The sequence below is a fragment of the Flavobacterium sp. genome (genome assembly GCF_965262375.1).
Taxonomy (GTDB): Bacteria; Bacteroidota; Bacteroidia; order Flavobacteriales; family Flavobacteriaceae; genus Flavobacterium.
On sequence record NZ_OZ253527.1, the window covers coordinates 2484532 to 2507566 of the forward strand.

At 32.3% G+C, this 23035-nt stretch carries 17 protein-coding genes and 1 pseudogene; 8 read left to right on the top strand and 10 right to left on the bottom strand.

From position 1 onward, the window contains the following. Window positions 1-106: 106 nt before the first annotated feature. Window positions 107-625, top strand: coding sequence for a hypothetical protein (locus ACQY29_RS11425; protein ID WP_428225308.1), 519 nt, complete (start codon window positions 107-109; stop codon window positions 623-625). A gap of 334 nt (window positions 626-959) precedes the next feature. Here the strand turns inward: ACQY29_RS11425 and ACQY29_RS11430 are convergent. After that, window positions 960-2522 (bottom strand): annotated as a pseudogene (locus tag ACQY29_RS11430) (IS1182 family transposase). A 136-nt stretch (window positions 2523-2658) separates the two neighbouring features. Here ACQY29_RS11430 and ACQY29_RS11435 point away from each other — a divergent pair. The 5 genes from ACQY29_RS11435 (at window position 2659) to ACQY29_RS11455 (ending at window position 7350) form a co-directional block, all read left to right on the top strand. Continuing rightward, the gene (locus tag ACQY29_RS11435) at window positions 2659-3120 is read left to right on the top strand and encodes a GNAT family N-acetyltransferase (RefSeq protein ID WP_428225309.1); all 462 of its coding nucleotides are present in this window, start codon (window positions 2659-2661) and stop codon (window positions 3118-3120) included. Beyond that, window positions 3117-3455 (top strand): n-acetylglutamate synthase, encoded by a 339-nt coding sequence (locus ACQY29_RS11440; protein ID WP_428225310.1) that lies wholly within the window; start codon window positions 3117-3119, stop codon window positions 3453-3455. Before ACQY29_RS11435 ends, ACQY29_RS11440 begins: the two co-directional genes overlap by 4 nt. An 802-nt stretch (window positions 3456-4257) precedes the next feature. Continuing rightward, window positions 4258-4776: a hypothetical protein gene (locus ACQY29_RS11445; RefSeq protein ID WP_428225311.1), complete on the top strand. Its 519-nt coding sequence runs from the start codon at window positions 4258-4260 to the stop codon at window positions 4774-4776. 190 nt (window positions 4777-4966) lie between these two features. After that, complete coding sequence (locus tag ACQY29_RS11450) at window positions 4967-6163, top strand: IS256 family transposase (RefSeq protein ID WP_428224620.1); 1197 nt, start codon at window positions 4967-4969, stop codon at window positions 6161-6163. A gap of 398 nt (window positions 6164-6561) precedes the next feature. Continuing rightward, on the top strand, window positions 6562-7350 hold the full coding sequence (locus ACQY29_RS11455; RefSeq protein WP_428225312.1) for a PhzF family phenazine biosynthesis protein: 789 nt from the start codon (window positions 6562-6564) through the stop codon (window positions 7348-7350). A 261-nt stretch (window positions 7351-7611) separates the two neighbouring features. On the opposite strand, the gene ACQY29_RS11460 is transcribed toward ACQY29_RS11455, so the two are convergent. Together ACQY29_RS11460 and fabG are read right to left on the bottom strand one after the other, a co-directional pair. Next, window positions 7612-9639 (bottom strand): hypothetical protein, encoded by a 2028-nt coding sequence (locus tag ACQY29_RS11460; RefSeq protein ID WP_428225313.1) that lies wholly within the window; start codon window positions 9637-9639, stop codon window positions 7612-7614. Between the two features lie 298 nt (window positions 9640-9937). After that, window positions 9938-10684 carry a 3-oxoacyl-[acyl-carrier-protein] reductase gene (gene fabG, locus ACQY29_RS11465; RefSeq protein WP_428225314.1) on the bottom strand — a complete coding sequence of 249 codons (747 nt, stop codon included), beginning with the start codon at window positions 10682-10684 and terminating at the stop codon, window positions 9938-9940. A gap of 142 nt (window positions 10685-10826) precedes the next feature. Between fabG and ACQY29_RS11470 the strand changes: the two genes are divergently transcribed. Further along, entirely contained in the window at window positions 10827-12038 is a 1212-nt protein-coding gene (locus ACQY29_RS11470) for a cytochrome-c peroxidase (protein ID WP_428225315.1), read from the top strand. Window positions 12039-12135: 97 nt separating this feature from the next. After that, window positions 12136-14556, top strand: a complete 2421-nt coding sequence (gene pheT, locus ACQY29_RS11475; protein WP_428225316.1) for a phenylalanine--tRNA ligase subunit beta — start codon at window positions 12136-12138, stop codon at window positions 14554-14556. Window positions 14557-14907: 351 nt separating this feature from the next. Here pheT and ACQY29_RS11480 read toward each other — a convergent pair whose 3' ends face one another. The 7 genes from ACQY29_RS11480 to ACQY29_RS11510 form a co-directional block, all read right to left on the bottom strand. Beyond that, a complete protein-coding gene (locus ACQY29_RS11480; RefSeq protein ID WP_428225317.1) occupies window positions 14908-15933 on the bottom strand; it encodes a COX15/CtaA family protein in 1026 nt (341 codons plus the stop codon). A 56-nt stretch (window positions 15934-15989) separates the two neighbouring features. Then, on the bottom strand, window positions 15990-17408 hold the full coding sequence (locus tag ACQY29_RS11485; RefSeq protein ID WP_428225318.1) for a CCA tRNA nucleotidyltransferase: 1419 nt from the start codon (window positions 17406-17408) through the stop codon (window positions 15990-15992). 70 nt (window positions 17409-17478) lie between these two features. Next, window positions 17479-18045 (bottom strand): L-threonylcarbamoyladenylate synthase, encoded by a 567-nt coding sequence (locus ACQY29_RS11490; RefSeq protein WP_428225319.1) that lies wholly within the window; start codon window positions 18043-18045, stop codon window positions 17479-17481. Between the two features lie 2 nt (window positions 18046-18047). Next, complete coding sequence (locus ACQY29_RS11495; protein ID WP_324712347.1) at window positions 18048-18695, bottom strand: acetyltransferase; 648 nt, start codon at window positions 18693-18695, stop codon at window positions 18048-18050. Then, window positions 18689-19762 carry a DegT/DnrJ/EryC1/StrS family aminotransferase gene (locus ACQY29_RS11500; protein ID WP_428225320.1) on the bottom strand — a complete coding sequence of 358 codons (1074 nt, stop codon included), beginning with the start codon at window positions 19760-19762 and terminating at the stop codon, window positions 18689-18691. The genes ACQY29_RS11495 and ACQY29_RS11500 overlap by 7 nt, the downstream gene beginning before the upstream one ends. Beyond that, window positions 19759-21720 carry a glycosyltransferase gene (locus ACQY29_RS11505; protein WP_428225321.1) on the bottom strand — a complete coding sequence of 654 codons (1962 nt, stop codon included), beginning with the start codon at window positions 21718-21720 and terminating at the stop codon, window positions 19759-19761. The genes ACQY29_RS11500 and ACQY29_RS11505 overlap by 4 nt, the downstream gene beginning before the upstream one ends. A 178-nt stretch (window positions 21721-21898) precedes the next feature. Next, window positions 21899-22867: a glycosyltransferase gene (locus ACQY29_RS11510; protein ID WP_428225322.1), complete on the bottom strand. Its 969-nt coding sequence runs from the start codon at window positions 22865-22867 to the stop codon at window positions 21899-21901. Between the last annotated feature and the right edge of the window lie 168 nt (window positions 22868-23035).

Here is a 23035-nt window from a genome sequence, read left to right on the forward strand (position 1 = left end):
TTGTGAAGTTTTTTCACAGACTGACGTTAGCGGATATTTTAGGACGAAAATTACGGACAAAAAATATTAAAAAAAAAATCGAAATTGAAACATTGAATATAACGTTATGAAATTAAAACTTTTAAAAATTATCTTTGCGATATTTATCATTTCAAATTTATCTTTTGGACAATCAAAATCACCATTTTTAATAAATAACGAATTGTTCGAGTTACCTGGAAAATGGAAACATATTGGAAAAATTGAGAGTTCTGCTCAATGGGGTTTTGCAAACGAAAAGTTAAAGCTCACATTGCTGATAAATGTTAGGAAACCGGAAAATTTTGAATTTTATAATAAAGAGCTATCCGAATTTGATTTTTTAAATAATTTCTATGTTTGGGAAACCGAATTTTGGGGAAAGGATGACCAAAATGTAGAAATTGAAAAAATTGAAACTAACGAACAAGAAAAATTTATAATTTGGAGGTTAAAGATTGTAGATAAAAATATTGAAAGTTTCATTTTTAGCGGAATAAGAAATAACAAATTAATCGGAATAAGTTTGTCTGATAATAACAAAAAAGAACCGAAAAGCAGAACCGAGAAAATTGAATTTCTGAAAAAAATATACTTTAAAAATTAAAAAACATCCGCTAATCGAGTAGACGGCTCCGCCAGAAACTGACGGAGTGCGCCTCTCACACCACCGAGCGTACGGGTCACGTACTCGGCGGTTCGCAAAGAGATGGGTTGACAAGTCTACAGCGTGTGTCCTGCATATGCAGGGCACACACAGGCGTTTGGCAAGATTGCGAATTTTGTAGTAAATTCACGTTTACGTTTCGCAAGAAATTTTATCTTTGATAGAAATTAATCTGTTCCGAAGTTCGCAACCTCGCCAAGCGCCGGAACGTCAGGCTGTGAAAAAACCTCTTTTTTGAATAAAATTCAACCTATCAAACCAACATAACTTTGTTTTAAGCAATGCTTATTTTTAACTTATTTGGAGATGTTTCAAAAAATACAAAGGCTACAAACAAGTTTAAATAAGTCGTTTTTATTAAAAACAAGTCCTTTCTCTTGTAAGGCGAGTTCCAAGCTTTAATTTTTGCTATTAAATCAGGGATTCCAAGTATATTGATGGTACGCTTGATGTTGTACACCAACATGATCAAACTGTGTTACCCGTTTACTTTTTCTAGTCCTATTAAATTGGTATGATTATACCCCCACTGGCGTTTGATAGTCCCAAAAATATGTTCGTTTATCTCTTGTCGTTTTCGGTATAATTGTGCATTTTCCTTGTAGCGCTGGTTATTTTGTTCCACTACTGTGGCATACTGACTTCGGTCTAGTTCCCTACCTCCTTTTCGGCTAGTGCATTGGTCTTTTACTAGGCAGGTTTTACACCCTGGCGTACGGTATTTTTGAAATAAATAGCTGGTGTTTTCCTTATCTCCACTTTTCTTATGCCAGCGTCCTGTGGTGGTTAGTGTTTGTCCTTGCGGACAAGTGTACGTATTTTCTTGTTTATTGTAAATAAATTTAGAGACTAAATAATCAGGTTGGGTGCCGTTTTCGTTGCTTTTCCCTTGGTCGGGTTGGGCTACAATGGTGGTGATATTGTTATGGGTACAGGTTTCTATTTCTCTTCCTGTGTGATAGCCTTTGTCAGCTAAAACAGTCATTGTTTCTTTTGCTAGGTTTTCTTTGGCTTCTAGTGCAATGGCGGAAAGTGCGTTTTTATCATTCCTATTGATGGTGTGCGTGGCCACTACTAAATTATGTTTATCATCTACCGCAGCTTGAATATAATAGGATACCTCTACCACTTGACCTTGTACCAGTAGGGCTCTCTCATCAGCATCTGTAGTACTCACTTGAGGTTCGCCACTAGTTTTTAATTCTTCTTCTAATAATTCGTACTTGATTTTGTTTTGTTTTAATCGCTTAATCTTTTGTTGAATATTGGTGACTTTTTCTACGTTTTCTTTAGTATCATTTTTTTCTAATTCGTCTAAGTATTCTTGTGTTCGGGCTTCAATATAGGCTAAATGCTTATCAATTTTCTTTTGGTTAAAATTTGACTTTTTACCATTATGTGCTCTAGATTTTGTTCCGTCAATGGCAATGATTTCACCAGCCACTAAATCGGCATCTTTCAAAAAAGAAACAAAGAGTTTAAAGAGTTGTTTAAGTGCTTTGGGATTGTCTTTTCTAAAATCAGAAATACTGTGATAATTAGGACGAATATCTTCCAGTAACCACTGGATTTCAATGTTGCGAATGCATTCTTTTTCTAGTTTTCTGGAGCTACGAATACCATTTAAATAACCATACAAATAGATTTTAAGAAACACTTGATTCTTAAAACTAGGACGACCTTCGGTTTTTAAAATAACAGGCGCAAATCCTACTTTTTGAAGGTCTATGCATTGAACAAAAGCATCTATAAAACGAACAGGGTTGTCGGGAGTGATTTTATCTTCTAAACTCGTTACTTGTAGCTGGTGGCGGGAAATTCCTTGGATGTGTTGCATTATTAAAAATACGAAAACTAGCCTTTTTAAACAAACTATTTTAGTTATATTTGACGGAGTTTGTGAAGTTTTTTCACAGACTGACGTTGTGTGCAACTTTAACCGAACATAAGTCAAAACATTAAACAATTGAATTTTGAATACAGTAATAAGAAAAATTAACAAAGATGAATATGAATTAGTTGCCGATATGTTCGACAAATATCGAGTTTTTTACAAACAACCTTCTGACATTGAATTGGCAAAACAATACTTGAAAAATAGATTAGCAAATAATGAAGCACAGATTTTTGTTGCTTACGACAATGAAACGACTGAATTATTAGGATTTACTTTGTTGTATGCAAGATTTTCCTCGGTTTCGGCAATCAAAAATTGGCATATTGGCGATTTGTATGTAGAGCCCAACCAACGAAAAAGAGGAACTGGGCAAAAATTATTGCAAACTGCCATAGATTTTGCAGCCGAGCACAAAGCAAAATTCGTTTCTTTAAACACCGCAAAAGATAATTTTATCGCACAAAAAGTGTATGAAGATTTTGGCTTTGCGAAACGAGATTATTTACCAGAATATTTATACTATCAATTTGATTTATGATAAACTATCACGGCAAAATATTTAGGCCAATAAGCAATACAGAAAATGGAGAAACATCCACTGAAACTGTATTTAAATATCAACAAGTTGGCAATATCTTGTCTTCTGAATATTCGGGTGGTAAAATTAAATATGGACATCTAGTTGGCTTAGTTGACAATGATGGAAATATAGAAATGAGTTACCATCAAATAAATGACAAAGGAGAATTAATGACAGGAATTTGCCAATCAAAACCCGAAATACTTGAAAATGGAAAAATCCGTCTTCACGAAAATTGGGAATGGACTTCGGGAGATAAATCAAAAGGACAATCAATAATCGAGGAACAATAAAAGCTGACACACAATCGAGTAGACGGCTCCGCTAGAAACTAACGGAGTGCGCCTCTCACACCACCGTACGTACGGTTCACGTATACGGCGGTTCGTTATCCATCAACCAATTGCTCTTTACACCAATTGGGCTATCTGCGACTTTATAAATAAGCTAAGAATATCTTTCTTATTTTAATTTTACAGAAAATAACGTTCAGTCCTTCCTTGGTTGTGAGTCCTATGCGGTCTCTATTCGCAACTCGTTACCACAAGTACTATGACTTCTGCTGACTTCTTTGCTTAACCAACCCGTGGTTGCAAAGACCTCCCCCGGTAAGAGCTTTTTCCTTTAAGTCTATCGCTGGTACATCTACAATATAAGAACCTGATTTAATAGCATGTTCAGGACACTGTTTTGGACTTCATGTTGCTGTGGACACTCATCCTTCTTATACTGCCTCTTATGTACTTTCTGTTCGTCAGTACAGACTTTTGTCGTCTCGCTTCCTTCAGTCCTAGCTTCACAACTAGCAACCTTGCGACGTACTAATGGTTCGGGGTTTCAATCCGCCCATAAGGGACTTGCACCCTCTGGAAAAATAACACTCCATAAGTTGGATTTATAATTCGAAATTTGTATTTTCGAATTTTTATTCGAGCTTACAGAGTGTGTCCTGCTCATGCAGGGCACACACAGCCGTTTTGTCTAATGGCTTGGCTTGGGTATTATCTGAAATCATAATTTTTAAATTTAATAATTAGTGTATTTTTGTGAAGTCTAGTCTTAAATTACGCCACTAGACAAAGCGGGCAGGACGTTATGCACAAGCTTAAAGAAACGACATTGAAAATATTTGACAACATATTCAATAAGAAAGACAATAAATCGGAATTTGAAAAAGCATTTTCTGATTTAAAGAGAATGGGCGAAATAGTTCCAAGTGCTAAAAGAACGTATGAGCTGTTAGGAAACTTAAATTTTGACACCAAGGATGAAGACTCTGAAGAGTTAATAACTGAGTTTAATAAAATCAAGTATGGTTCAAATACGAATAGTTTTTTTTACTTCTATTTTCCAATCGTAACTCACATCTTATACTACAAACCTCAATTCGAGAAGGAAATATTGAAGTATCTGATAGGTCCAAATTTTGCAAACGGGACAACAGAAACGATTGAAATGATTCCTTTGATAATTGGAGCGATGAATTTTAAATTAAAAGAAAACGTCAATTATCTGACAAAAGAAAGTAAAGAATGGATTATAAACGAACTGCCAAAACTTGAAGAACAAGTAGAACGTGAAATTCAAGTTTGTTGGAAAGAACTAGACGAATAAAAAGCCAGTGCATAATCGAGTAGACTGCCCTGCTCATTAAGAACAGGGAGAGCCTCTCACACCACCGAGCATACGGGTCACGTACTCGGCGGGTTCGCGGTACTATAACAGAAACTGTGTAAGTATAAAAAATAATGGGGTTTTAAAACCCCATTATTTTTTTGTTTAACTTTAATTATAACACAGTCTTATGAAAAAAGAAGATTTATTATCGGATGATTTTTTGAAGCAATTCAAAACAGGCGAGGATTTAAACGGATTTCTTGCTCAACTACAAAAACGTGGATTAGAAGCAATTTTAAATGGTGAATTGGATGCCCATTTGGGTTATGATAAACACGAAAAATCGGCAACATCTAATTCTAGGAACGGATATTCAACAAAAAAAGTTAAAACCTCTTTTGGAGAATCAGAAATTCAAATTCCTAGAGATCGAGATGCTTCATTCAATCCTATGATTGTTCCTAAAAGGCAAAATATGGTTGATGGTTTAGAAAATGTAATCGTATCATTATACGCCAAAGGGATGAGTGTTAGCGATATTGAAGAACAAATTAAAGAGGTGTATAATTTTGATATTTCAACTTCCACCATTTCACGCATAACAGAATCTGTAACTAATGACATTATAGCTTGGCAAAATCGCCCATTAGAGCCTATTTATTTAATTGTTTGGATGGATGGCATTGTCTTTAAAGTCCGAGAAAACTCCAAGGTTATCAATAAGACTATTTACTTAGCTGTAGGCTTGAATAGAGACGGCAAAAAAGAAGTTTTGGGAATGTGGTTAGGTAAGAATGAAAGCGCTAGCTTTTGGTTAGGAGTAATGACTGATTTGAAAGCTCGGGGTGTGGAAGACATTCTCATTACTGCGACTGACAACCTCAATGGCTTTACACAAACAATTAAAAATGTGTTCCCTGAATCACAAACTCAAATTTGTGTAGTGCATCAAATTAGAAACTCGGCTCGTTATGTAGTCTGGAAAGATAAAAAGGAGTTTTCTAAAGATATGAAACAGATTTATGATGCTCCAACCAAACAAGCAGCCAAAGGAGCACTGGAAGATTTTGCAAGCAAATGGAACCATAAATATCCTTATGCTGTAAAATCTTGGGAAGAAAACTGGGAGGAACTTACTGTGTTTTTTGACTTTCCAATTGAAATTAGAAAAATTATTTATACTACAAATCTAATCGAAAATCTCAATGGTAAAATTAGAAAATATACCAAAAATAAATTATCATTCCCAACAGATGAAGCTGTTTTAAAATCAGTATATTTGGCACTTAGAGAAGCAACTAAAAAATGGTCAATGCCAATTCCTAATTGGGGATTAATACTAAATCAGTTCTTAACTATATTTGAAAAAAGGGTTCAACTTTAATAAAAAGTCAAACCCCATTATTATAACTTACACACTTTTTAGGATAGTGTCACCATTGAGATTCCATTCACTATGGGAATATCAAAGTAAAAATTTAAGAATATACAAAAGGCATTTAACGCCTCTTTTTTTTGAAGTTGATTTTTTGACGGTTTTTGTAGTTAATCTTTTTCAAGATCAAACGCTCACAAAAGCATCTATAAAACGAATAGGGTTGTCGGGAGTAATTTCATCTTCTAAACTCGTTATTTGTAGCTGGTGGCGGGAAATTCCTTGAATCTGTTGCATTATTGAGAATACGAAAACTAGCCTTTTTAAACAAACTATTTTGTTATATTTGACGTAGTTTGTGGGTTTTTTCACAGACTGACATTAGCAGTAATTTTAAACAGAACATAGTGAAACATAATATATATCAAATTGACGCATTTACGGACACAATTTTTGGAGGAAATCCTGCTTGTGTTGTGCCACTTGACAATTGGTTGTCAGACGAAATCTTGTTGAAAATAGCAAAAGAAAATGCAGTTGCTGAAACTGCTTTTTTTGTTGACAAAGGAGAAAAAATCCATTTACGATGGTTTACGCCTGAAATTGAAATGGATTTGTGCGGTCACGCTACACTTGCTACTGCTCATTGTTTAACGACAATACTGGACTACAAGAAAGATAAAATCGTTTTTGAAACTTTAAGTGGCGACCTAATTGTTAAAGTTGAAAATGGTCAATACAAAATGGACTTTCCATCACGAATGCCTATTGCCGACATTTTACCACCAACAATTTCAAAATCTTTAAATATTCAACCGAAAGAAATTTTGAAATCAAGGGACTATGTCTTGGTGTATGAAAACGAAAAAGAAATCAGAAATATTAAAATTGACCAACAATTATTTGACCTTATAAATCTTGACCCAGGAGGTTTAATTGTAACTGCAATTGGAGATAACTGCGATTTCGTTTCAAGATTTTTTACACCGCAAGCATCAATTTTAGAAGACCCTGTAACAGGTTCTGCACATTGTTCTTTAATTCCATTTTGGGCGAAAAGACTAAATAAAAAAGAACTTTATGCTCAACAAGTTTCTGAACGATTGGGCAAGTTGTATTGTGAAGACAAAGGAGATCGAGTGATTATTAGTGGACAAGCAAAAACATATTCAATTGGAGAATTTTGGACAGAATAAAACTACTGCTAACAGCTAAGGTTTCGTTGGGCTCGAAGAGCCAACAATGAATTGCAATCACTGAACAACTATAAAAAACAAAAAAACTTAGTGAAGTAAACCTCTGTTGAACCCTCGATAAACTCAGGGCTAGGTTACCGCTCGCTCTATTTCCATTATTATGGGTTTTTCGTAAAGTTTTTTCAGAGAGAATAACAAGAGACATTTAACGCCTCTTTTTTAAGTCGAGTACACATCTTCTTCGATTCTTTTAAGATTTGTTTACAACAAACCATTATATTTTCTAACAAACCATTCTAGCGACAATAAAGCTGCTAAAAGCACCAATCCCCATTTCCAATCAATCAAAGGTGATTTTTTTACCACTTCCTTTTGAATAGGCTTAAAGTTAGGATTGTTTTCTAAATACTTTACTAAAGCGTCAACTTCTGAAGGATAAAAAGCTTTACCCTCAGTATTCTCAGCTAATTGCTTCAATCGTGCTACATCAGCATTGATGAATTGTTTTTCGGCATCAAAATGAACCATGTGAAAACTTCCTGCATATTGTGCATTAGATTGTTTTTCTTTAACAATAAAAGTATAATTCCCTGAAGCTAAATCATCAAAAGCAACCGAAAAATCATTAGCTCCTTTAATAAAATCGTAAACTTTAACCGAATTAGTTTCTTTATGTTTTAATTGAATAGTTAATTGTGCTTCTTCGTCAAACTCATAGTTTTTATTGAAATATTGCGCAGAAATCAACACAGTTTCCCCAGAATTATAGAAACTTTCGTGAGTTACCACAAGATTTTTCTTTTTAGCATTAGACGCTAAATATTGAATAATTTTGTCGGCAAAAACATCAAATTTTTCAAAGGTTTTCTCTTTTAAATGACTTTCCATACGCCATTTCCAAAGGTTTTCACCAAATAAAAATGCGTGACGGTGAATGCCATTTTCTACAAAAGTTACCAAAGGATTTTCAGTAGTCACATTACGTATGCGAGCTTGCAACAATGTATTACAGCTTACTTTAGGTGTAATGGTCCCAAAGGGATGCTCTAAAGGCGGAAATTGTTCAAAACCAATATTATCCAATGCAAAAGCATTAAAATTCGATTTGTAATCAGCCGAATAGTCTTCTTTTTGTCCAGAAAATTTATAATCAAATTGCGGGAAATATTGGCTTACTACGCCAAAATCGGTATTAACTCCTGTAATCAACAAGCTGTTAAGTTGTAGCTTTTTATTTTGTTCTAAAACCGCTTTAAAAGTAGCGTCGGGTTGATAAAAAACTACCACATTGTAATCTGTTAAACTACTGATTTGATTTGGTTTAACAATACTTACTTTACGTTGTGCATTAGAAGAAATTGCGCGCCTCATAGCTCCTAAATCAGGATGGTTTATAGAGCTTATAATACCAATTTCAGTACGCTGGTCAATAACTTCTACCGCTAAATTTTTGACATTATTAAATGTATTTTTTTCCTTTTCAGTGGATGAAACTACCACTTTATAGGTATGCACTCCAATACTGTTTGCTGGCAATAAAGCCGTTACGAGTTTTGATTTTTTTTGCGTAGAAAAAGAAACATTTTGCTTATAAACAGTAGTTTTACCTTCTTGAATACTCACTGTAGCAGTTACAGGCTTACTTCCTGTATAGTTGGTGAAAATTTCAACTGGAAATTTATTTTTCAAAAAAGCATATTTATTTGCATTGACTTGTGTTACACGCAAATCTAAATGTTCAATCGTATCCCCCAACACTACAGGTAACACCTGCGCATTTGGTTGAATATTATACACATAATCACTTCCTTGGGTTTGATTACCATCAGTCAATAAAATTACAGGATGGTTTTGCGTGCGATACAATTGCTTTAAATTCTCAAATACTTTATAAATATTTGACTGCTTTCCTTTAAAATCTAGTGGTTTGTCGGAGTTAAAATCTTCATCAAAAGAAAACAATTGCACTTGGTATTGCTCTTTTAAATTCTCATTTTCTTCAAGTCGTTGGGCTATTTTTTTAGCCTTAGCATCTTGCTTCAAAAAAGAAATCGATTCGGAATTATCAACCACTATGAGTAAAGGTGTTTTTAGCGTTTCATAATTCTTCTGGGTTATAACGGGATTTATCAAAAGCAATAACACCAAAAATAAAGATGCAAAACGCAAAAAAGCCAATGACAAATGCAATTTTGATTTGTAATTGGCTTTATATAAATAATGATAAAATGCAATTCCTGCTGCTACTAGTAAAGCTAAAAGTAAGAGTAAAATTGTGTTTATCGACATTTTTAAAAAGTGTTCAGTGTTCAGTTTAAAGTGTTCAGTTTTTCTAAAAGGTTAATTAATTATTCAAAAAAGAGTTATTTTTATCAGAAACCAATTTCTTTATAAGGATAATAACAGATAAAACTTTAATAAACAATCCTACAAATATAATTCTACTTCCGTTAAAAAAACCAATTTCCCAATGTGCAATCTTAAAAAAAGAACCTATGCTTGTGACTATTAGACCGATTAAAAAAAGTATAATTATAAATTTATTTTTCATCTCTTGAATCTGATTACTGAATACTGCAACTGCTTACTAAGTTAACATTCCTCCATCTACATTCAACACTTGTCCAGTTACATAAGCACTCATATCAGAACCTAAGAACACACAAGCATTAGCAATATCTTCTGGTGTACCTCCACGTTTTAAAGGAATTGTATCTCTCCATCCTTGTACCACATCTTCGTTTAATTTAGCCGTCATTTCAGTTTCAATGAAACCTGGTGCTATAGCATTGCAACGAATATTACGAGAACCTAATTCTAAAGCAATTGATTTAGTAAAACCAATCATACCCGCTTTAGAGGCTGCATAATTTGCTTGTCCAGCGTTCCCCTTCACTCCTACTACACTACTCATATTGATGATTGAACCTGCACGGTTTTTCAACATGGTTTTCTGAACTGCTTTCGTCATATTGAACACAGACTTCAAGTTGATTTCAATAACCGCATCAAAATCATCTTCAGACATACGCATCAACAAGTTATCTTTAGTAACTCCAGCATTATTGATTAAAATATCAATAGTTCCGAATTCCGCTAATACATCATCCACTAATTTTTGAGCTTCATTAAAATCAGCTGCATTCGACTTGTATCCTTTTGCCTTAACACCTAAAGCATTTAATTCGTTTTCTAAAGCTAAAGCGCTTTCAGCTGATGAACTATAAGTAAAAGCTACATGAGCACCATTTTTTGCAAAAACTTCTGCAATTCCTCTACCAATACCACGACTAGCTCCTGTAATGATAGCTACTTTTCCTTCTAATAATTTCATTTTCTATTTTTTTATAATAAAAAGTTTGGTCGAACAAATATAGAAATACTTTGTGTTTTTTTACTATGTAAAGAAAATTTAAATTTTTGATTAAACCTTTTTAAAACGATATCGTCTAATCTGTAAACAAATCCCAATTCCTATGAAAAAAGTATTCTTATTACCGCTTATTCTTTTAGGTTTTACCTCATGCAACTCGGATTCAGATGATTATACAGTTATCCCTAATTCTAATTCCAATCCAGAAACAGCCACCTATCCAAACGTTGAAGCTACCTTTGGAACTAAATTGGATTTGAAAAATTTATACAATTATGCTAATCAAACAGTACCCAATTACATTACTAAAAGCAATGTTGGTTCCAATTTGATAACTGATAAAGGAGCTACATTAGGTCGAGTGCTTTTTTATGATAAAAATCTTTCATCTAACAATCAAATTGCGTGTGCCAGTTGTCACCAACAAGCCAACGCATTCAGTGATACGAATCTTGCAAGCACAGGTATAAATGGTTCTACCGATAGACATTCCATGCGCTTAATCAACAATCGTTTTGCTATAGAAAGGAAATTTTTCTGGGATGAACGTGCTGCGACTTTAGAATTTCAAACCACACAACCTATCCGTAATCACGTAGAAATGGGATTCAGCGGCACCAATGTCGATATGGATTTTAATGGGTTGATAACAAAAATGAATACCATACCTTATTATAAAGAATTGTTCAAATTTGTGTATGGGACTGAAGAAATAACGGAAACAAAAATTCAGTTAGCCCTTGCACAATTTGTAAAAAGTATTCAATCTTTCGACTCTAAATATGATGTGGGAAGAGCTCAAGTGGCTAATGAAAACACACCATTTCCTAATTTTACGACACAAGAAAACAATGGTAAAAATATTTTTATGACTCCTCCTGTTTTTGACGCATCAGGAAACAGAACCAGCGGGGGCTTGGGCTGTGCTGGTTGTCATGCTGCTCCTGAATTTGACATTGACCCAAACTCCAGAAACAACGGTATTGGAGGTTCAATTAATGGTGGTCCTGATTTTACAGTAACTCGCGCCCCAAGTTTAAGAGATTTAGTAAAAACGGATGGAACCACTAATGGGCCAATGATGCACACTGGCGTTATCAGTACGTTGCAAGCAGCTATTGGCCATTACGGAAATTTGACTAATGCAGCACTGAATAATCCGAATTTAGACAATAGATTAAAACCAAATGGTGTGGGACAGCAATTGCATCTCACAGCTACTGAAGTCAATGCGGTCATCGCTTTTTTAAGAACACTCTCGGGAACCAATGTATATACCGACCCAAAATGGTCCTCACCTTTCAAACAACCGTAAAAAAATGAATGCTTCTGCAAAAAGAAGCATTTTTTGTTTGTTTGTGTCCTGACTTATTTTTTTATCTTTGCATTTCTTAAAAAATGATATATCCAAAATGAAAATTTCATATAACTGGTTAAAGCAATTTATAAAAACAGATTGGTCATCGGAAAAAACAGCTGAAATGCTTACCGATTTAGGTCTAGAAGTTGAAAGTGTTGAAAAATATCAATCAATTAAAGGAGGCTTAGAAGGTCTTGTGGTAGGTCATGTTTTAACTTGCGAAAAACATCCTAATGCTGATAAACTAAAGGTAACTACAGTTGATTTAGGCAATGGCGAACCTGTACAAATTGTGTGTGGAGCTAGTAATGTTGCTGCGGGTCAAAAAGTTGTTGTAGCTACTATTGGTACAAAACTTTATGATAAAGAAGGCAATGCATTTGAAATTAAAAAAGGGAAAATTCGTGGTGAAGAAAGTCACGGAATGATTTGTGCTGAAGACGAGATTGGTCTAGGTGATAGTCACGAAGGTATCATGGTTTTGGAAGAAAATTTAGTTCCTGGTACACCAGCAGCTGAAGTTTTTAATATTGAAAATGATGAAGTTTTCGAAATTGGACTTACTCCTAACCGTGCAGATGCTATGAGTCACTGGGGTGTTGCTCGTGATTTACGTGCGGGCATGATGCAACAAGACATCAATACAGAATTAATTACACCTTCGGTTTCCTCATATAAAGTAGAAAAAAGAACCTTAAAAATTGATGTTACTGTTGAAAACACCACATTAGTTCCAAGATATTGTGGAGTTACCATTTCAGATATCAAAGTAGGTCCTTCTCCTGAATGGTTACAAAACCGCTTGAAAGCTATTGGATTAACTCCAAAAAACAATGTTGTAGACGTTACTAATTATGTTTTACACGAATTAGGGCAACCGCTTCATGCTTTTGATGCTGCTAAAGTTCATGGTAAAATTATTGTAAAAAATGCTAACGAAGGGGATAAATTTATCACGCTTGATGATGTAGAAAGAACATTAAGTAAAGAAGACATCATGATTTGTGATGAAAAAGGCCCTTTATGCATCGCAGGGGTTATGGGTGGAAAAAATTCGGGTGTAACTCAAAGAACTACTTCTATTTTCTTAGAAAGTGCTTATTTCAATCCAGTATCTGTACGTAAAACCGCTAAGCGTCATGGAATCAATTCTGATGCTTCGTTCCGTTTTGAAAGAGGGATTGACCCTACCATTACAGAGTATGCCTTAAAACGTGCAGCAATTTTGATTCGTGAAGTTGCGGGTGGCGAAATGACTTCTGATATTGTTGAAGTGCATCCTAAAAAAGCGGAAGATTTTCCAGTACTTTTAAACTTAGAAAAGGTCAGAAAAATCATCGGTCAAGAAATTCCAGATGATATTATCAAAAAAATATTAGTTTCTTTAGATATCAAAGTAAATAGCATCTCTAAAGTTGGATTAGGTTTAACCGTTCCTGCTTACCGTGTTGATGTAACCAGAGATATTGATGTTATAGAAGAAATTTTACGTGTATACGGTTATAATAATATTCAATTTACACAAAAATTGAATGCAACTACGGCACACGCTACCAGAACGGAAGATTATAAAGTGCAAAATGTGGTGGCTAATCTTTTAGTGGCTAATGGATTCAACGAAATGATGGCCAATTCATTAACTACGCCTACTTATGTTACTTTAAGCGAAACTTTGCATGAAAAAAATAACGTATTGATGTTAAATCCTTTAAGTAATGATTTATCAGCAATGCGTCAGTCGATGTTGTTTTCAGCTTTAGAAGCGGTGTCTTACAACATTAACCGTAGAAATGGGGATTTACGATTATTTGAATTTGGAAAAACATACGAAAAAATATTAGCGGGTCACCAAGAAAAAGCGCATTTAACTTTAACTATGAGTGGCAACCGCAACCAAGAGTCTTGGACTGGAGCACAAAAACCATCTGATTTCTTTTTATTCAAAAGTTATGTACAAACTATTTTAGAACGATTAGGTATAAAAAATTATGTAACTACTGCTCTAAAAACAGATGTGTTTAGTGAAGGTATGGTGTATGAATTAGGGACTTCTACCCTAGTTGAATTTGGTACGGTAAAAAAATCGGTTCTTAAACATTTTGACATCAAACAAGAAGTTTTCTTTGCTGATTTCAACTGGGCCGCTATTTTGAAACATTTATCTACAAATGTAAAATTTGTTGAAATTCCAAAATACCCAGAAGTACGTCGTGATTTGGCATTGTTAGTAGACCAAAATGTTGAGTTTGCTAAAATTTTAGAATTAGCTAAGAAAACAGAGAAAGCTTTATTAAAAGAAGTAGACTTGTTTGATGTATATGAAGGCAAAAATTTACCGGAAGGTAAAAAATCGTATGCAGTAAGTTTTATTTTACAAGACACCTCTAAAACACTTACCGATTCACAAATTGATAAAGTAATGAGCAAATTAACTCAAATTTTTGAAAACGAATTAGGAGCTAGTTTACGATAAAAATAATTAATTTTATAAATAATCGAGAAACAATTTTGAATTGTATCTCGATATATTGCTAAAACCAATACAAGGGAAGTATATTGAAATTGATTCAATATGCTTCTTTTTTTTTAGGTTTAATAGTCAAAAAATTTTTAGTGAATTGAGTTTATAAAAACACAACGTTCGGAATTCTTTAGTTTTGAAAGTAGCTAATTGAGGGAAGTTTACATTAGAGGCTAAAATTCTAAAAAAAAAAAGAACCAGATTTAAAAAAAAAAAAAATCTGGTCCAAAAATAAGTCTAAGATATATGTACCTTTGATTAGGTTTTTATATTTCATTCCACTATCAAGCGTATAGCAACTTATTATTTACTTAATCTATGCAATGTAAAAGTCATTGCAGTTAGTAGAAAAAAAGCGACAATTTGATGGGCTAATCCTAATAATATAGGAACATTAAATAAAAGAGTGAAGACCCCAAGTGTGAATTGTAAAAAAACAATTATGATTAAACCGTTTAAACCTAATTTTTGATTAGCAGTTAATTGGTGTTTTTTACCTTGAATGAATAGATAGGATATTAAGCCTACAACGATATAAGCCATTGTTCTATGAAAAAATTGAACACCACTTTTTCCTTCTGTAAAACGCAATAACCAAGAGTCTTTTTCTAATAAAATACTTTCATGGAAAAATTGCCCATCACTCATTAAAGGCCAATGGTTGTGTATTCTTCCTGCGTCTAATCCTGCTACAAAACCACCATAAATGATTTGAACAATTAAAACAATCAGAGCAATTCTAGCAATTTTTCTTAATTCTGTTATAGGTGCTTTTCTATCGGGATACATTAAATCTAATGCAACCCAAAGTGTATAAGCAAAAGTAATAAAAGCAAATGTTAAATGTAATGCAAGTCTAAAGTGGCTTACATCTGGGTTATCAACTAAACCACTTTTTACCATAAACCAACCAAAAAAACCTTGCAATGCTCCCATTCCCAATAGAATCAAACATTTTTGCATAGTAGATTTGTCTAATTTTTTTTTAACAATAAAATAGACAAAAGGAATCATGAAAACCAAACCGATAATTCGTCCAATGAAACGGTGAAACCATTCCCAAAAATAAATGAATTTGTAATCTGCTAAATTAAAACCTCCTTCTTGAAATTGGTTGATTTTTTTGTATTCGGGAAATTGCTTATAGGCATCAAAGGCTTTTTGCCAATTTTCTTCAGTAAGCGGTGGGAATGTATCTGTTATTAAATGCCAATCGGTCATAGATAGACCCGAATTGGTTAAACGAGTAATTCCTCCAACCACTACCATTATAAAGACTAATATGCAACCTGAAAGTAACCAGTAGATTACAGACTTTTTTTGATTCATTCTTGTTATTTTAAAGATTCAATATTTTGTTTTTGAATATCATTTGAAGCTCAGATTCATTTTACACGTTTCAAACCCATTTTTTCTGCTTTTTCCAGAACAAATGCTAAAGCTGGTTCATAAGCATTAGGAATAACGCCTTCCAAAATAGCTTCTTTCACCGCTTCTTTTAAAGTCCCAATTTCACGAGATGGTTTTAAATCGAAAATTTCCATAATCTCCTCACCAGTAATTGGCGGTTGAAACACACGCACACGGTCGCGTTCTTCTACTTCAACGATTTTCTCACGAACAATTTTAAAATTCTTATGATACTTTTGAAATTTCTTTGGGTTTTTAGTTGTAATATCCGCTTCACAAAGCGTCATCAAACTTTCTACATCTTCGCCTGCATCAAAAACCAAACGACGCACTGCACTGTCAGTCACTATATCTTGTGCTAAAACAATAGGACGCGAACTCATTTGAACCATTTTTTGAACAAACTTCATTTTATGATTCAACGGCATATGAAGACGCACAAAAATAGCTTTTGCCATTTTACCGCCTAAAAACTCATGTCCGTGAAAAGTCCATCCTTGTTTTTTATGGTATCTTTTAGTAGGTGCTTTTCCAATATCGTGTAACAGTGCTGCCCAACGCAACCATAAATCATCGGTGTTTGGACAAATATTATCTACCACTTCTAAGGTGTGATAAAAATTATTTTTATGCGTGTGCCCTTCCACTTCTTCTACATTGTTCAATGCTGTAAGTTCAGGAAGTATAATATCTAAAAGTCCTGTTTTATGTAATAGCAAAAACCCAATTGAAGGCTTGGGAGCAAGTAAAATTTTGTTTAACTCATCTACAATACGTTCCCCTGAAATAATATTGATTCGGTCTTTGTTTCTCGAAATAGACTCTAACGACTCAGCTTCGATTTCAAAATTTAATTGCGTAGCAAAACGGATAGCCCGCATCATACGCAAAGGGTCGTCACTATACGTAATATCAGGGTCTAAAGGTGTTCGGATAATTTTTGCCTCTAAATCTGCAACCCCATCAAAAGGGTCTACCAAATCACCAAAAGTAACAGTGTTTAACGAAAAGGCCAATGCATTGATAGTGAAATCTCGACGTTCTTGATCGTCTTTCAAAGTGCCGTTTTCAACTACTGGTTTACGACTTTCAAAATTATAGCTTTCTTTACGAGCACCAACAAATTCGATATCCATATCTTCAAAACGAAGCATGGCCGTTCCGTAGTTTTTAAAAACTTGTACTTTCGGATTATGAGGAATCAATTCAGAAACCTTCAATGCTAAATCAATACCACTACCTACCGCTACAATATCAATATCTTTTTTGTGGTTGCGTTGTAAAAGTATATCGCGTACAAAACCGCCTATCACATAACACTCTAAATTAAGTGCTTGTGCAGCTTGCGAAACGATATTGAATATTTTATGGTCTAAATGCGCTTTGTAATTCATTATAAGAGTTTAAGGTTTAAAGTTTAAGGTTCAATGTAGAGCAACTCTGAAACTTTAAACTTAAAAAAAACTATTTACGGATAATTTTTACCTGGCTATCATTAGTAATTTTGATGATAGTGGAAGGTTTGTCACAAATTTTATCGCGATGCAAATTTACTACATAGTCCACTCCATTTATAATTTCTGGGGAAATTTCTTTGAAAGACTTTGGTGTAGGCTCCCCTGAAATATTAGCAGAGGTAGAAACCAGCGGTTTTTTCATGCGTTCCATTAGCTTAAAACAAAAAGGTTCTGTAACCACACGCATTCCAAGCGTTTTATCTTCAGCAATAATATTAGGAGCTACGTTTCGTGGATCATCTAATACTAAAGTAGTTGGTTTCTCTGACAAATCCATGATTTGCCAAGCCACTTCGGGTAAGTTGTTAAAGATATTGTATATCATCCGGTCGCCATTAACCAATACAATCATGCTTTTACTTTCGGCTCTTTGCTTCAGCGCATATATTTTTTGTACAGCTTCTGGAATGGAAGCGTCACAGCCTATACCCCAAACGGTATCGGTGGGATATAAAATGATGCCTCCGTTTTTGATAACTTCAAAGGCATTGTGTATTTCGGTGTTGATGTCCATTTTTAAAAATCTAATGCAGGGATTGTTTTTTTTATGATAGCTGGAATACCAGCTATCATACAATTATCAGGAACATCTTTAGTTACAACTGATCCTGCAGCTACTATAACATTTTTCCCAATTGTTATTTTGGGCAAAATTGTACTATTAGTTCCAATAAAAGTATAACTTCCAATATTACAGTTTCCAGAAATGTTAACACCTGGACATATTTCTACATATTCTTGAATAACACAATCGTGTCCAATAGTGCAATTTAGATTAATCAAACCTCCTTTTTTTATTGTTACATCATTAGTTATAACAGTGCCTGACATTATATTACAACCATTTTCAATTGTGTTCCCAAAATTACCTATGATAGATTTTGAGCTTATTGTAGAAGTAAATTCCCCACCTAAATCAGTAAATTCTTTACAGAGTTTTCTTCTTAAAATAGGATTACCTATTCCAATAGTAAACTTATTTGTTTGGGTTTCAAAAAAAATTTTAACTTCATCAAAAGTTTTTAAAATAGGGTAAACTCCATATAAAGTTCCTTTTATTTCAGGGTTTATATTATCAAAAAAAGCAACATTTTCAAGATTTTTATTTTGATGAAGTAGCTCTAATACTTCCTTTGCAAAACCTTTAGCACCAATTATTAACATACTGAATTAATCGTTGAAGTGATTGTTTGTAATTCATTTTCTTTTAAACCTACATATAGCGGGAGGCATAATATTCTTGAGGAGATAGATTCAGAAATAGGCATTTCAACATCTTGAATATAACTTATTTTATTTAATGATGGGTAAAAATATCTCCTTGGAAATATATTTTGTCTATTTAACGCTTCTTGGACTTTCAGAAGTGTTTGTTCGGTATCAAAAATAATAGGATAATAACTGTAATTCCAAATTGTCTTTTCACGTATTTTTAGTCTTTGCATCTTATTTAAATTTAAATTGATATCATAGTACTCAACCACTTTTTTCCTATCTTCAAATATCATATCAATATGATCGAAAACAGCTAATCCCATAGCTGATTGCAATTCTGAAATTTTAGCATTTATTCCTAGGCCATGGAAATCAAGTGGTCCATTATGACCGAAATTATGACTATAAAAAAGTTTGTGATTTAGTTCATGATTATTACAAAACATGGCACCTCCTTCTCCTGTATGAAATATTTTCGTTGCATGAAAACTACATGTACTTACATCTCCAAAATTAAAAATGGATTGATTTTCGTATTTCACACCAAAGGCATGAGCTGCATCGTAGATTACATGAAGATCATGTTTCTTTGCAATTTCATCTATTTTTTTTACTTCACATGGATTTCCAAAAACATGAGTAGCTAAAATAGCAGTAGTTTTAGGTGTTATTGCATTTTCTATTTGGTTTTCATCAATTGTTAAATATTCTGGATGTATATCAACAAAAACGGGAGTACAATTTTCCCAAATTATAGAAGAAGTAGTGGCTACATATGAAAAAGGAGTCGTAATAATTTCACTGTTATTACCCAGAATTTTTAAAGCAATCTGAATGGGAATGGTTCCATTATTAGTGATTATTATATTATTCACACCCAAATGATTTTTTAACTTATTTTCTAATTCAATGGTTAGTTCCCCTCTATTGGTTAACCACACTTTTTCCCAAGCTCGATTTAGGTATTGAATGTATTCTTCCTGATTAGGTAAAAAAGTTTTAGTAACGTTTATCAATTTAATATATTTTTTATGAAATTAATTCTAGGAGTGATTTGATTATTATAATTATACAAATTTAATAATTTATTTTTCCCATTTATGGCTATAGTATTCATTTTTTGAGGGTCTATTTTTAATGCTTCTATTTCATTAACGACCTTATTTATATCAGAATCAAACTTTATGAAATCTATCCCATCAATTAAATTTATCTTTTCAGCTTCATTGAAGTAATCAGTAAGGATTAATACATTTTCATAGATAGATGCACTTATGCATGTTGCAAGTGGAAAACCATCAAAACTTCCTTTTGCAATTTTGAAAGGCATATTAGGAGAAATTATTATATGCGTCTTTTTTAATTCCTCATTGAATAGTTTTTCATCAAGAATACCTTTAAAGTTGAAATAATCTTGTAAATCACTTATTTTTAAATCATTATAATCAAAACTACCAATGATAGTAAAATTATAACTGGTAGATTTAGAAATAAGTTCTTTAGCTATTAATTGAAAAACATCAAAACCTTTATCTTCTCCATTTTTAGTATATTTATTGGCAAAAAATAAAATATTCATTTTGTTTGTGGATTTTTCAATTTTTTCAGGGGTCTTTTCAATAGAAATTGGAACTCCAAAAATAAGTTTTATTTTTTCAGGATCTACTAATCGTTTTTTTAAGAGATATTCCTTTGTTATGTATTGATTTACTATGACACCTTTGAAAAATTTAGAACTAAATATTTCCTTTAGACGTTTGTCTGTTTCATCATTATTCATTACAAATCCTCCTCCTGGATATAGTGTAAAAGCAAAGGGGATTTTGTTTGCTTCTAAAAAATCAAAATGCTTATTTATATTATTGTAAAATATGGTATAAAAAAGGTTGCAATTCATATTTGAGGTTCGCTTTAACTTTTTTATTTTATTTTTAACAAAAGGGTATAACTTTTCTAACGAATTTAGATTTTCATTAAAGGTTTTATCTTGTGAGTATGAAACATAAGTACTAGTATCTGTATATATGATAGAATTATCAAAAATTTTAATTAGCTCATTATATTCTAAATTTCTCCATGGTGAAAGGGTAGATGGAAGAATGTCATCTGCTATTATTAAATCATATTTTTTTCTCAAATTTGATAGTCGAATTTTTTGAAAAAAAATATTTTTAAAAGCTTTTCTCTTTTTTTTAAACCAACCAATTTTTTTTGGTTGATTTGACTTGATTTGGATATCTATTACTTTTTGAATTTTTTTAGAAAATAAAGGTTTAATGTTTTCCAAAAATTCAATCCAAATTTTTTCTCTTTCATTTTGTTTTTTAGATGACCAATAGGAAGTATCATGAACTCTATAATTTCCCATTGTTTCTTCTAAACGATAAATATCACCATATTGAGCATTCAAAAGATGTAGAAAATAATCGCCAACTGGTGCAGAATAAAAATATTTAGGAAAATTATCATAGAGGTTATTTCTATATAAAACTGAGCAAGTATGAATATAATTACCTGCTGCTAAATCATAAATAGAAGTATGTTTTTTTACTTGTTTTGTGATGTTATCCTCTGTTATTTTTCCATGAAAGTCGATATTAACTGGATGAAAACACATCGAAAAGTTTTTATTAGCATCTAGAAAATCTACTTGTTTTTGCAATTTTTCAGGATTAGTCCAGTAATCATCTCCTTCACAAAGTGCAATATATTCTCCTTTACAGTTATGTATTACTTGGATAAAATTAGGCATCATTCCTAAATTTTCTTTATTATGAATGTATTTTATTCTTTTTGATTCTGGATGTTTATTTAAAATTTCTAAAATGTTTTTATGTGTAGAATCTGTAGAATTATCATTTGAAATAATTAATTCAAAATTAAAATCAGTTTTTTGCATAAGAATACTTTCAATAGCCTTAGTAATATATTTTTCATGATTATAGGTTATCATGCAAACGCTAACTTTTATCATTATGTAACTTATTAAATGAAATTATGATTTGATTAAGAATATATATTATTATAATCAATAAATACTACCTAGCTATTAAAACTGAAAGTCTTTTTTATTGAAAAAGTTTCAGAAATAAAAATGAGATGAATAACTAAACTAGTTTTAAGAGATTTAAATTAATTAGAAAATTACTTCTTTAATAGTTGAATTTTCTCTTATTCAGAAATTTATCAGAAAAATTCAATAAAAAATTTCTTACAGGATAATCATTCTTCATTTGATTTTTATTAAAATGATATAAATCTATTAATTCTTTTTTACTGTTCTGAAATAAAATAGAATATCTAGGATCAGATTGTTCCAATAAACTATTACGCTCAAAATTTGAAATTATCTTTTTGATCCTTCTTTTATAACCTACAAAATTATTCGCAGGATTCTTTAAATCAAAGACATTAATAAGCATATTCCTTTGATAATCACTTTTTTTATAAAACACACCTCCCACCTGTTGATCACTGTGAATACGATAATAAAAACACTTATCGTTTATAAAAGCAAATTGGTTCATTGAACTTGATATAATTGCAATCCATTCGTCATGATGAAAATTCTCAATTATTGGAAATGGAAATATGCTTACCAATATTTCCTTTTTAAAAGCCATCGAAGCACCTGTAGCTATATTTCCAGTCATCGAAATCAATTTGAAAAACTCAAATTCTACCCCTTTATTTTCTAGAAAAAAAGGAACATCCCAAATGGCATATTTATCATGAATGTTTGAATTCTCATCTATGCAATAACCATTAGATGCTACTACATTAATTGTAGGGTTTTTATCAAAAAAAAGTAAATAGCATTCAACTTTATTTAAAGCCCAAATATCATCTTGATCGGATAAAAAAATTACATCTCCAGAACATTTTTGGATAGCTTTTTCAAAATTTTTAACACTACGAAGTGTAGTAGCATTTTCAAAAATTTTAAAAACATTCGGATATTTAACTTTATATTGTTTTAAAATGCTTAAAGTTTGATCTGTAGATCGATCATCACAAACAATAATTTCATCAACTTTTCTTGTTTGATTTAGTATGGAGTCGATTTGCTCATTCAGATATTTTTCACCGTTATAAGTACATAATGCAACAGAAACTTTCATTAGCTCAATATAAATTCGATGACAAAAGTAGTTATTTTTATCTTTTTATACTTATAAATATTAGTTTTAGTAGATCATTTTGGTTATGAATTCCTTGTTTATTGTTTACAAATATAACCAATAGAACTCTTTACTTAAAATTAAGAATTTACAGGAAATGATTTCAAA

Coding starts and splice junctions, on each gene's coding strand:
- ACQY29_RS11425 (WP_428225308.1), top strand. CDS start 107: ATGAAATTAAAACTTTTAAAAATTATCTTTGCGATATTTATCATTTCA.
- ACQY29_RS11440 (WP_428225310.1), top strand. CDS start 3,117: ATGATAAACTATCACGGCAAAATATTTAGGCCAATAAGCAATACAGAA.
- ACQY29_RS11445 (WP_428225311.1), top strand. CDS start 4,258: ATGCACAAGCTTAAAGAAACGACATTGAAAATATTTGACAACATATTC.
- ACQY29_RS11450 (WP_428224620.1), top strand. CDS start 4,967: ATGAAAAAAGAAGATTTATTATCGGATGATTTTTTGAAGCAATTCAAA.
- ACQY29_RS11460 (WP_428225313.1), bottom strand. CDS start 9,639: ATGTCGATAAACACAATTTTACTCTTACTTTTAGCTTTACTAGTAGCA.
- fabG (WP_428225314.1), bottom strand. CDS start 10,684: ATGAAATTATTAGAAGGAAAAGTAGCTATCATTACAGGAGCTAGTCGT.
- ACQY29_RS11470 (WP_428225315.1), top strand. CDS start 10,827: ATGAAAAAAGTATTCTTATTACCGCTTATTCTTTTAGGTTTTACCTCA.
- pheT (WP_428225316.1), top strand. CDS start 12,136: ATGAAAATTTCATATAACTGGTTAAAGCAATTTATAAAAACAGATTGG.
- ACQY29_RS11480 (WP_428225317.1), bottom strand. CDS start 15,933: ATGAATCAAAAAAAGTCTGTAATCTACTGGTTACTTTCAGGTTGCATA.
- ACQY29_RS11485 (WP_428225318.1), bottom strand. CDS start 17,408: ATGAATTACAAAGCGCATTTAGACCATAAAATATTCAATATCGTTTCG.
- ACQY29_RS11490 (WP_428225319.1), bottom strand. CDS start 18,045: ATGGACATCAACACCGAAATACACAATGCCTTTGAAGTTATCAAAAAC.
- ACQY29_RS11495 (WP_324712347.1), bottom strand. CDS start 18,695: ATGTTAATAATTGGTGCTAAAGGTTTTGCAAAGGAAGTATTAGAGCTA.
- ACQY29_RS11505 (WP_428225321.1), bottom strand. CDS start 21,720: ATGATAAAAGTTAGCGTTTGCATGATAACCTATAATCATGAAAAATAT.
- ACQY29_RS11510 (WP_428225322.1), bottom strand. CDS start 22,867: ATGAAAGTTTCTGTTGCATTATGTACTTATAACGGTGAAAAATATCTG.